Source organism: Inquilinus sp., from assembly GCF_057815775.1.
Window position 1 is genome coordinate 1 of the sequence record NZ_JBYRFX010000086.1, and the last position, 9,581, is coordinate 9,581.

General features: G+C 65.3%; 10 protein-coding genes. All 10 read left to right on the forward strand.

Features of this window, described 5'->3' with window-relative positions; genetic code table 11:
• Positions 1-363: glutamate synthase-related protein (locus tag AC3XYG_RS03170; protein ID WP_489138362.1), on the forward strand; the 363-nt coding region annotated here is incomplete at its 5' end.
• A gap of 96 nt (positions 364-459) precedes the next feature.
• Complete coding sequence (gene glnT, locus AC3XYG_RS03175; protein WP_489138363.1) at positions 460-1,767, forward strand: type III glutamate--ammonia ligase; 1,308 nt, start codon at positions 460-462, stop codon at positions 1,765-1,767.
• A 157-nt stretch (positions 1,768-1,924) separates the two neighbouring features.
• Entirely contained in the window at positions 1,925-2,809 is an 885-nt protein-coding gene (purU, locus tag AC3XYG_RS03180; protein WP_489138364.1) for a formyltetrahydrofolate deformylase, read from the forward strand.
• Between the two features lie 3 nt (positions 2,810-2,812).
• A complete protein-coding gene (gene folD / locus AC3XYG_RS03185; RefSeq protein WP_489138365.1) occupies positions 2,813-3,712 on the forward strand; it encodes a bifunctional methylenetetrahydrofolate dehydrogenase/methenyltetrahydrofolate cyclohydrolase FolD in 900 nt (299 codons plus the stop codon).
• Between the two features lie 96 nt (positions 3,713-3,808).
• Positions 3,809-4,942: an aminomethyl transferase family protein gene (locus AC3XYG_RS03190; RefSeq protein ID WP_489138366.1), complete on the forward strand. Its 1,134-nt coding sequence runs from the start codon at positions 3,809-3,811 to the stop codon at positions 4,940-4,942.
• Between the two features lie 9 nt (positions 4,943-4,951).
• A complete protein-coding gene (locus AC3XYG_RS03195; protein ID WP_489138367.1) occupies positions 4,952-5,557 on the forward strand; it encodes a dimethylamine monooxygenase subunit DmmA family protein in 606 nt (201 codons plus the stop codon).
• Positions 5,554-6,519, forward strand: coding sequence for a PDR/VanB family oxidoreductase (locus AC3XYG_RS03200; RefSeq protein WP_489138368.1), 966 nt, complete (start codon positions 5,554-5,556; stop codon positions 6,517-6,519). Before AC3XYG_RS03195 ends, AC3XYG_RS03200 begins: the two co-directional genes overlap by 4 nt.
• A 35-nt stretch (positions 6,520-6,554) precedes the next feature.
• Entirely contained in the window at positions 6,555-7,595 is a 1,041-nt protein-coding gene (locus tag AC3XYG_RS03205) for a heme-dependent oxidative N-demethylase family protein (RefSeq protein WP_489138369.1), read from the forward strand.
• A 50-nt stretch (positions 7,596-7,645) separates the two neighbouring features.
• Positions 7,646-8,983 (forward strand): trimethylamine monooxygenase, encoded by a 1,338-nt coding sequence (locus tag AC3XYG_RS03210; protein WP_489138370.1) that lies wholly within the window; start codon positions 7,646-7,648, stop codon positions 8,981-8,983.
• 231 nt (positions 8,984-9,214) lie between these two features.
• The coding region (locus AC3XYG_RS03215) for a Ros/MucR family transcriptional regulator (RefSeq protein WP_489138371.1) at positions 9,215-9,581 on the forward strand (367 nt) is incomplete at its 3' end.

The window sequence follows — 9,581 nt, forward strand, 5'->3', positions numbered from 1 at the left end:
ATCGGCACCGCGGCGCTGATCGCGATCGGCGAGAACGATCCGCGCTGGGCGGCGGAATACGAGGCACTGGGGACCACCGCCGCCGCCTATGACGACTGGCACGAGGGCAAGGACCCCGCCGGCATCACCACCCAGGACCCAGAGCTGATGAAGCGGGTCGACCCGGTCGCGGCCGGCCGCCGCCTGGCGAATTATCTCAAGGTCATGGCGCTGGAGGCACAGACCATCGCCCGTGCCTGCGGCAAGAATCACGTGCACAACCTGGAACCCGAAGACCTCTGCGCTCTCACGGTCCCGGCCGCCGCCATGGCGCGGGTGCCGCTGGCGGGCACGGACTGGATCCCAGGCCAGGGACGCGACTGACGGCAGGCGGCTGGGGCGGAACCGCCCCAGCCGCCTGATGAAGACTGACGCCTGATAAAGACTGAAATGTCTAAGGGAAGCCACAGGGGGCTGAGAATGACGCTGGATCTTGCTGCCTTTGCGAAAGACAAGGGCATCAAATATTTCATGATCAGCTACACCGACCTGTTCTCGGGTCAGCGCGCCAAGCTGGTGCCGGCCCAGGCGATCGCCGCGATGCAGGAAGATGGCGCGGGCTTCGCCGGCTTCGCCACCTATCTCGACATGTCGCCGGCCAATGCCGATCTGTTCGCCGTGCCGGACCCGTCCTCCGTCATCCAGCTGCCCTGGAAGAAGGATGTCGCCTGGGTCGCCAGCGACTGCAAGCTGGATGGCGAACTGCTCGCCCAATCCCCGCGCAACGTGCTGAAGCGCCTGGTCAAGGAGGCCGCGGCCGAAGGCAAGCGGGTGAAGACCGGGGTCGAGGCCGAATTCTTCCTGGTCACCCCGGATGGCAGCCGGATCTCCGACGAACTCGATACGGCGGGCAAGCCCTGCTACGACCAGCAGGCGCTGATGCGCCGCTACGACATCATCGCCGAGATCTGCGACTACATGCTGGAGCTCGGCTGGGGCGCCTACCAGAACGACCATGAGGACGCGAACGGCCAGTTCGAGATGAACTGGCAATTCGACGACGCGCTGCAGACCGCCGACAAGCATTCCTTCTTCAAGTTCATGGTCAAGTCGATCGCCGAGAAGCACGGGCTGCGCGCGACCTTCATGCCGAAGCCGTTCAAGGGACTGACCGGCAATGGCTGCCATTGTCACATCTCGGTCTGGGACAACAGCGGCCGGACCAACGTCTTTGCCGACAAGGAGGCCGAATTCGAGCTGTCGGCCGAAGGCCGGCATTTCCTCGGCGGCATCATGAAGCATGCCTCCGCGCTGGCGGCGATCACCAACCCGACGGTCAATTCCTACAAGCGGATCAACGCGCCGCGCACGATCTCGGGCGCGACCTGGTCGCCGAATTCGGTGACCTGGACCGGCAACAACCGCACCCACATGGTGCGCGTGCCCGGCCCGGGCCGGTTCGAACTGCGGCTGCCGGACGGCGCGGTCAACCCGTACCTGTTGCAGGCCGTCATCATCGCCGCCGGGCTGGATGGCTTGCGCAGCCATGCCGATCCGGGGCCGCATCACGACATCGACATGTATACCGAAGGCCATTTGGTCAAAGACGCGCCGCGCCTGCCGCTCAACCTGCTCGACGCGCTGCGCGCCTTTGATGAAGACGAAAGCCTCAAGCAGGCGATCGGTCCGGACTTCTCCGCCGCCTATCTCAAGCTCAAGCACCAGGAATGGAATGCCTTCGCGTCCCACTTCACCCAGTGGGAGCAGGACACCACGCTCGACATCTGATCCCGGCGATCGAGCGGCCGAACCGTCGTTGCGGGCCCCGACCGGGCGCGCCGCTTTTGAACTCAAGGGCGGCGCTTTGCGCCTCGCGTGACGGTCTCGCACGGCCGATAAGTCGCATGCCTGCTTTCGCAATGACCAAGGCCTCGGGATGGACCGGATGAAGAACTTCGTGCTGACCGTATCCTGCAAGTCGACTCGCGGCATCGTCGCCGCGATCTCCGGCTATCTCGCCGAGCAGGGCTGCAACATCATCGACAGCTCGCAATTCGACGATCTCGACACCGGCGAGTTCTTCATGCGGGTCAGCTTCCTGTCCGAGGAAGGCCGCACCGAGGCCGAACTCCGGGAAGGTTTCGTCGCGGTCGCGGCGCCGTTCGGCATGACCTACGACTACTACGACAACGCAGCACGGCCGAAGGTCATGCTGATGGTGTCGCGGTTCGGCCATTGCCTGAACGACCTGCTGTACCGCTGGAAGATCGGCGCCCTGCCGATCGACATCGTCGGCGTCGTCTCGAACCACTTCGACTACCAGAAGGTCGTGGTCAACCACGACATCCCCTTCCACCACATCAAGGTGACGAAGGAGAACAAGCCGCGGGCCGAGGCCCAGATCATGGAGCTGGTCGAGCAGACCGGCACCGAGCTGATCGTGCTGGCGCGATACATGCAGGTGCTGTCGGACGAGATGTGCCGGAAGATGTCGGGGCGGATCATCAACATCCACCATTCCTTCCTGCCCAGCTTCAAGGGCGCCAACCCCTACAAGCAGGCCTATCAGCGCGGCGTGAAGCTGATCGGGGCGACGGCGCATTACGTCACCGCCGACCTCGACGAAGGCCCGATCATCGAGCAGGACACCGCCCGCATCACCCATGCCCAGAGCGCCGACGACTACGTGTCGATCGGCCGTGACGTGGAAAGCCAGGTGCTGGCCCGCGCCGTGCACGCCCATATCCACCACCGCACCTTCATCAACGGCAACCGCACCGTGGTCTTCCCGGCCAGCCCGGGCAGCTACGCCTCGGAACGGATGGGTTAACCGATGGTCGAGGTCATCGACGGCCGGCAGGTCGCGGCATCCATCACCGGCTCCGTGAAGACGGCGGCCGCGGCGCTGGAGGCCGCGACCGGCGTGAAGACCGGCTTGGCCGTCGTCATCGTCGGCGACGATCCGGCCAGCCATGCCTATGTCGGCGCCAAGGGCCGGATGGCGAAGGAATGCGGCTTCACCTCCGTGCAGCACACGCTGCCGGCCACGACGTCGCAGGCGGATCTGGCGGCGCTGGTCGCCGCGCTGAACGCCGACCCGTCGATCCACGGCATCCTGGTCCAGCTGCCGCTGCCGAAGCCGCTGCAGTCCGACCCGATCATCCAGTCGATCCTGCCGGAAAAGGATGTCGACGGCCTGCATGTCGTCAATGCCGGCAAGCTGGCGACCGGCGACCTCGCCACCGGCCTCGTCTCCTGCACCCCGGCCGGCGCCATGGTCTTCGTCCGCCGCACCCATGGCGACGATCTGTCGGGCCTCAACGCCGTGGTGATCGGCCGGTCGAACCTGTTCGGCAAGCCGATGGCGCAGCTGCTGCTCAACGCCAACGCCACGGTCACCATTGCCCATTCGCGCACCGCCGACCTGCCGGGGGTCTGCCGCCGCGCGGACATCCTGGTGGCCGCCGTCGGCCGGCCGGAGATGGTGCGGGCCGATTGGATCAAGCCCGGCGCCACCGTGATCGATGTCGGCATCAACCGGGTCCCCGCGCCGGACAAGGGCGAGGGCAAGACCCGGCTGGTCGGCGACGTCGCCTTCGCCGAAGCGGCCGATGTGGCCGCGGTCATCACCCCGGTTCCGGGCGGCGTCGGGCCGATGACGATCGCCATGCTGATGGCCAACACCGTGATCGCGGCGCATCGTGCAGCCGGCCGGCCGGCGCCCGGGTTCTAGGTCCGACGTACCCCGCAAGATCGGCTTGTCACGGCGCAAAACATGCCTATAGTGAGGAAATAAATATTCTGTAGAGTAAAAACAGGGGACCGGACGATGGCTCTATCGTGGCGCTTTTCAGCCCTGGCGGACCGTCATCGCGCGCTGGGGTCGAAGCTCGAGGACTGGAGCGGCATGGGCACCGCCTGGACCTACGCCAAGGACATGTCGGAAGAGCATGTGGCGGTCCGGACCAAGGCCGGCCTGATGGATGTGTCGGGCCTGAAGAAGGTCCACCTGGTCGGGCCGCACGCCATCGCCGTGCTCGAATACATCACCACCCGCAGCATGGCCAAGATCACCCCCGGCCGGTCGGTCTATGCCTGCATGCTGAACGACCGCGGCTACTTCACCGAGGATTGCATCGTCTACCGCACCGGGCCGAATGCCTGGATGCTGGTGCACGGCTCCGGCTCCGGCCATGAGGAGCTCGTCAAGCAGGCGGCCGGGCGCAATTGCGTCGTGCTGTTCGACGACGACCTGCACGACCTGTCGCTGCAGGGGCCGCTGGCGGTCGACTATCTCGCCCAGCACGTCCCCGGCATCCGCGACCTCAGATACTTCCATCACATGCAGACCACGCTGTTCGGCGTGCCGGTGATGATCTCGCGCACCGGCTACACCGGTGAGCGCGGCTACGAGATCTTCGTGCGCGGCCAGGACGCGCCGCTGGTGTGGGACCGCATCGTCGAGGAAGGCAAGGGCATGGGCATCATCCCGTGCTGCTTCAGCGTCCTCGACCTGCTGCGGGTCGAAAGCTACCTGCTGTTCTACCCCTACGACAATTCGCAGATGTATCCCTTCGCCGACCAGGGCCCCGGGGATTCGCTGTGGGAACTCGGCCTCGACTTCACCGTCAGCCCGGGCAAGACCGGCTTCCGCGGGGCGGAGGAGCATATCCGCCTGCAGGGCAAGGAGCGGTTCAAGATCTTCGGCCTGCTGATCGATGCCGACCGCCAGGCCGATGGCGGCGACGAGGTCTGGGCCGACGGGCGCAAGGTCGGCGTCATCACCTGTCCGAGCTATTCGACGCTGACCCGGAAATCCATGGCGATCGCCCGTCTCGACGTCGACACGGCGGTGCATGGCGCCAAGCTCGAAGTGCGCGGCAAGGCGCTGGAGGCAGCCGCCAGCGCCCACACGCTGCCCTTCGACGACCCGGACAAGAAGAAGCGGACTGCCGTGGGCTAGGCGCCGGCCATGCTCGTCGCAGGCATCAAGAGCCGGCCGGTCTATCGGGGCCTCGAGATCCAGCCCCACGCCCGGCGGCATGTCTTCGCGCTCGAAGGCGAAGGGGCGCTGGCCCTGCTCGACCGGCGCGCGGCGCTCGACGGCCCGGCCCTGTCCCGCAGCGAGATCCTGTACGCCCCCTGCGGCTCGCAGGGGCGGGGGCATGACGAGGCCTTGCTCGGCCTCGGTGCCAGCGCCTTCAGCGCCGTGCCCAGCATCGCCACGCTGGTGTTCCGGCTGAACGGCACGCTGGCGACAGCGCGCATGGGCACGCGCCTCTACATCTCCGGCACCGAAGGTTTCATCGGCCAGGCGATGGCGGTGGCACTCGATCGCGGCATGGACCATGCCTCCATCGTTACCGAACATCGCGGCTCGCTGGCCCGGCGGGTCCAGTGCGTCCATTGCAAGGGCATCACCGAGGACGTGACCACCAGCCCCTTCGCCTGCAGCCATTGCGGTCTGGCGCTGCTGGTGCGGGATCACTATTCCCGCCGGCTCGGCGCCTTCCAGGGCGTGAATGTCGATGCCGAAGCGCCGGGCACCGCGCCGGCGCCAGAGGAGCTGTTCCGATGAGCGGCGGCACCGAACTTCCCGTCCGCGTGGCCCGCATCACGCCGGTCGCCGAACGGGTCAAGCGCTTCCGCTTCGAACGGCTGGACGGCCAGCCGATGCCGTTTTTCTCCGGCGGCGCGCATGTCATCGTCTCGATGGACGATGACGGCCACATCCGCCGCAACGCCTATTCGCTGATGTCGCCGCCGCATGACTGCTCGGCCTATGAGGTCAGCGTGCTGCATGTCGAGAATTCGCGCGGCGGGTCGACCTTCCTGCATGACCGGGTCCGGGAAGGCGATGCGCTGAAGATCAGCCACCCGATCAACCTGTTCCAGCCGGATTGGCGCGGCCGCAAGCATCTGCTGCTCGCCGGCGGCATCGGCATCACGCCCTTCATCGCCATGATGGAGCAGTTCGCCCGCGAAGGCCTGAATTTCGAGCTGCACTACGCCATCCGCAGCCACGACCGCGGCGCCTATTGGCGCGAGTTGGTGGACCGCTATGGCCCGCATCGCGTCACGGTCTATTGCGATGCGGAGGGCGAGGCCATCCCGCTTGGGCGCCTGCTCGACAGCCAGCCGCTGGGCACGCATCTCTATGTCTGCGGCCCCTCCGGCATGATCGACGGCGTGCTGAAGGCGGGGGTGGAGGCCGGCTGGCCGGCCGAGAACCTGCATTCCGAGCGCTTCCTGGCGCCGCTGCCCGGCAAGCCCTTCACCATCGGGCTGCTGCGGTCCGGCAAGACGGTGCGGGTCGGCCATCACGAAAGCATGCTGGATGCGATCGAGGCGGCGGGCGTCGATGCGCCGTTCCTGTGCCGCGGCGGGGCCTGTGGCCAGTGCGAGGCCGCGGTCGTCGCCTGCGACGGCACGCTGCTGCATCACGACGTCTATCTGACGGAAGACGAAAAGGCGGCCGGCCGCAAGGTCATGGTCTGCGTGTCCCGGTTCGAGGGGACGACGCTGCATCTCGACCTGTAGCCAAACGCCGCCAAGGCGGGACAAGGAGGCCGGACATGGCGATCGTCTTCAAGCAGGAGACCTTCCGCGACGATTTCAGCTACCGCAACAGCCCGGCGAACATCCGCCGGTTCCCGTTCCCGTTCCACGAAGACGCCTACATGTACTCCGTCAACATGGAACCGCATGTCCGTGGGCAGGCCGGCACGGTGTTCGAGAACCTGATCGACGTCGACGAGCATTACGTCGCCGAGATGCGGGACCGGGGTCTGGTGCTGGCCGAGGATCCGCTGCGCTACCAGGCCCTGCCGCACATGATGAGCGCGCAATGGGACACGCTGGAGCTGCTGATGGAGGAGCAGGCGGCCGGCTACCCTGACCATTTCACCCTGATCCGCAACGGCGACCAGTGGCGCTGGATCAACCGGCCGCTCGGCATCGACGACAGCTTCACCTTCGGCAACCCGTCGACGCTGCCTTATGAGCCGTTCGAATACATCACCCGGCAGGCGCAGGGCGATTTCTGCATCGTCGACCAGCGCAACGGCAATCTGTGGATGGATGCCGGCATGGTGACGACCCAGGCCGACTGGTCGCTGGATTTCGACCTCGGCATGAACTTCATGGAATGGCACGGGCCGGTGCCGCTGGCGCACCAGATCGGGATCTTCGAACGGGCGCTCAAGTTCCTGCTCAACCTGCAGCAGGGCAGGCCGACGCGCCGGCTGAACTGGACCATGACGATCAACCCGCGGCTCGACACCAGCCCGGAGAACTATCCGAAATGGGGCCCGGACCGGGCGACCGTGACGCCGGACAATGTCGGCGAGAAGGTGCATCTGCGGGTCGAGCTGCAGACGCTGTGGCGGCTGCCGCGGTCAAACGCGATCCTGTTCGTCATCCGCTGCTACCTCATGAACATGAACGAGATCGTGACCGTGCCGAAATGGGCCCGGCGCCTGCCGCGCGTGCTGCGGACGCTGCCGCCCGAGCTGGTCGACTACAAGGGGCTGACGCGCTATCGCGAGGACACCATCGCCTGGCTGTCGGCCCATGACGACGGCACCCCGACCAGCCCCGGCATCTGGCCGGATTGAACGACGACAATGCGCGCGAAGAACAGCATGCCAGCGACAGGGGACTTTCCATGACCAGAGTAGCCGTCATCGGTGCCGGCCCGTCCGGCCTCGCCCAGCTGCGGGCCTTTCAGTCGGCCGCCCAGAAGGGTGCCGAGATCCCGGAGGTCGTCTGCTTCGAGAAGCAGGCCGATTGGGGCGGCCTGTGGAACTACACCTGGCGCACCGGGCTGGATGAATACGGCGAGCCGGTGCATGGCAGCATGTACCGCTACCTCTGGTCCAACGGGCCGAAGGAATGCCTGGAATTCGCCGACTATTCCTTCGAGGAGCATTTCGGCAAGCCGATCGCGTCCTACCCGCCGCGGGCCGTGCTGTGGGACTACATCAAGGGCCGGGTCGACAAGGCGAATGTCCGCCCCTGGGTGCGCTTCAGCACGCCGGTGCGCATGGTCAAGTTCGACGAGGCCACAAAGAAGTTCACCGTGACGGCTCACAACCGGGTCGAAGACCGCATGTATGACGAGGAGTTCGATTACGTCGTCGTTGCCAGCGGCCATTTCTCGACACCGCATGTGCCGTATTTCGAGGGCGTGAAGTCGTTCAACGGCCGGGTGCTGCACGCTCATGATTTCCGCGATGCGGTCGAATTCAAGGGCAAGGACATCCTGATCGTCGGCCGCAGCTATTCGGCCGAGGACATCGGCTCGCAGTGCTGGAAATACGGCGCCAAGTCGGTGACCACGAGCTATCGCTCGAAGCCGATGGGCTTCAAATGGCCGAAGAATTTCGAGGAGCGGCCGCTGCTGACCCGGCTCGAGAACCGCACGGCGCATTTCCTCGACGGCTCATCGAAAGAGGTCGATGCGCTGATCCTCTGCACCGGCTACCAGCATCATTTCCCGTTCCTGCCGGATGATCTGCGCCTGAAGACGGCGAACCGGCTGTGGACCGACAACCTGTACAAAGGTGTGGTCTATGACCACAACCCGCAGCTGTTCTACATCGGCATGCAGGACCAGTTCTATACGTTCAACATGTTCGATGCCCAGGCCTGGTGGGCGCGCGACGTCATGATGGGCCGCATCGAGCTGCCGCCGGAATCCGAACGGACGGCCCATTTTGCCAAGTGGCGGGCCCGGGAAGAGGCGCTGGACGGCGCCGAACAGATGATCTGGTTCCAGGGCGACTATGTGAAGGAATTGCTGGCCGAGACGGATTACCCGAGCTTCGACATCGAGGCCACCAACAAGACCTTCATGGAGTGGGAGCATCACAAGGCGGAAGACATCATGGGCTTCCGCAATCACGCCTATCGGTCGCTGATGACCGGCACGATGTCGCCGACGCACCACACGCCCTGGCTGGAAGCGCTCGACGATTCCATGGAAACCTACCTCGGAAGCTGAGGATCTGTGCGGGTCCCCGGGGCCGGCATGGCCCCCGGGGACCGGTGTCTGCCCCGTTTGATTTCCCCGTTGGAAACGTGGTCAGTCCCAGGAAGTCCAACTTGTCGGAATGGCGCTGCCGGTCAAAGAAAACCGCAGCACAGTGAAGATTCCGTAAGAAAATTCACAAAAACCTGGACTTGACCGTCGATCACGATATCAATCGCGCATCGATTCCAACGGAGAAAATTCATGAACGGGGACGGGGCCGGCAATCTGCCGCTATCGCCGAAAGACGAAACGCGCAAGCTGACCGTACAGATCGTATCGGCGCATGTGGCGAACAACACGGTCGCGCTGAGCGATCTTCCGGGCCTGATCGAGCAGATCTATACGGCGCTGAACGGTCTCGGCAAGCCGGTCGAGCCGGTGCTGACGCGGCCGGAACCGGCTGTGGCGATCAAGAAGTCGGTCACACCCGACTATCTCGTCTGCCTCGAAGACGGCAAGAAGCTGAAGATGCTGAAGCGGCATCTGATGACGGCGTACAACCTGACGCCGGACCAGTATCGCGAGCGTTGGGGCCTGTCGGCCGACTATCCGATGGTCGCGCCGAACT

Excerpts from the sequence above, each read along its gene's own strand:
- glnT (WP_489138363.1), top strand. The coding sequence starts at position 460 with ATGACGCTGGATCTTGCTGCCTTTGCGAAAGACAAGGGCATCAAATAT.
- AC3XYG_RS03210 (WP_489138370.1), top strand. The coding sequence starts at position 7,646 with ATGACCAGAGTAGCCGTCATCGGTGCCGGCCCGTCCGGCCTCGCCCAG.
- AC3XYG_RS03205 (WP_489138369.1), top strand. The coding sequence starts at position 6,555 with ATGGCGATCGTCTTCAAGCAGGAGACCTTCCGCGACGATTTCAGCTAC.
- AC3XYG_RS03195 (WP_489138367.1), top strand. The coding sequence starts at position 4,952 with ATGCTCGTCGCAGGCATCAAGAGCCGGCCGGTCTATCGGGGCCTCGAG.
- AC3XYG_RS03190 (WP_489138366.1), top strand. The coding sequence starts at position 3,809 with ATGGCTCTATCGTGGCGCTTTTCAGCCCTGGCGGACCGTCATCGCGCG.
- purU (WP_489138364.1), top strand. The coding sequence starts at position 1,925 with ATGAAGAACTTCGTGCTGACCGTATCCTGCAAGTCGACTCGCGGCATC.
- folD (WP_489138365.1), top strand. The coding sequence starts at position 2,813 with ATGGTCGAGGTCATCGACGGCCGGCAGGTCGCGGCATCCATCACCGGC.
- AC3XYG_RS03200 (WP_489138368.1), top strand. The coding sequence starts at position 5,554 with ATGAGCGGCGGCACCGAACTTCCCGTCCGCGTGGCCCGCATCACGCCG.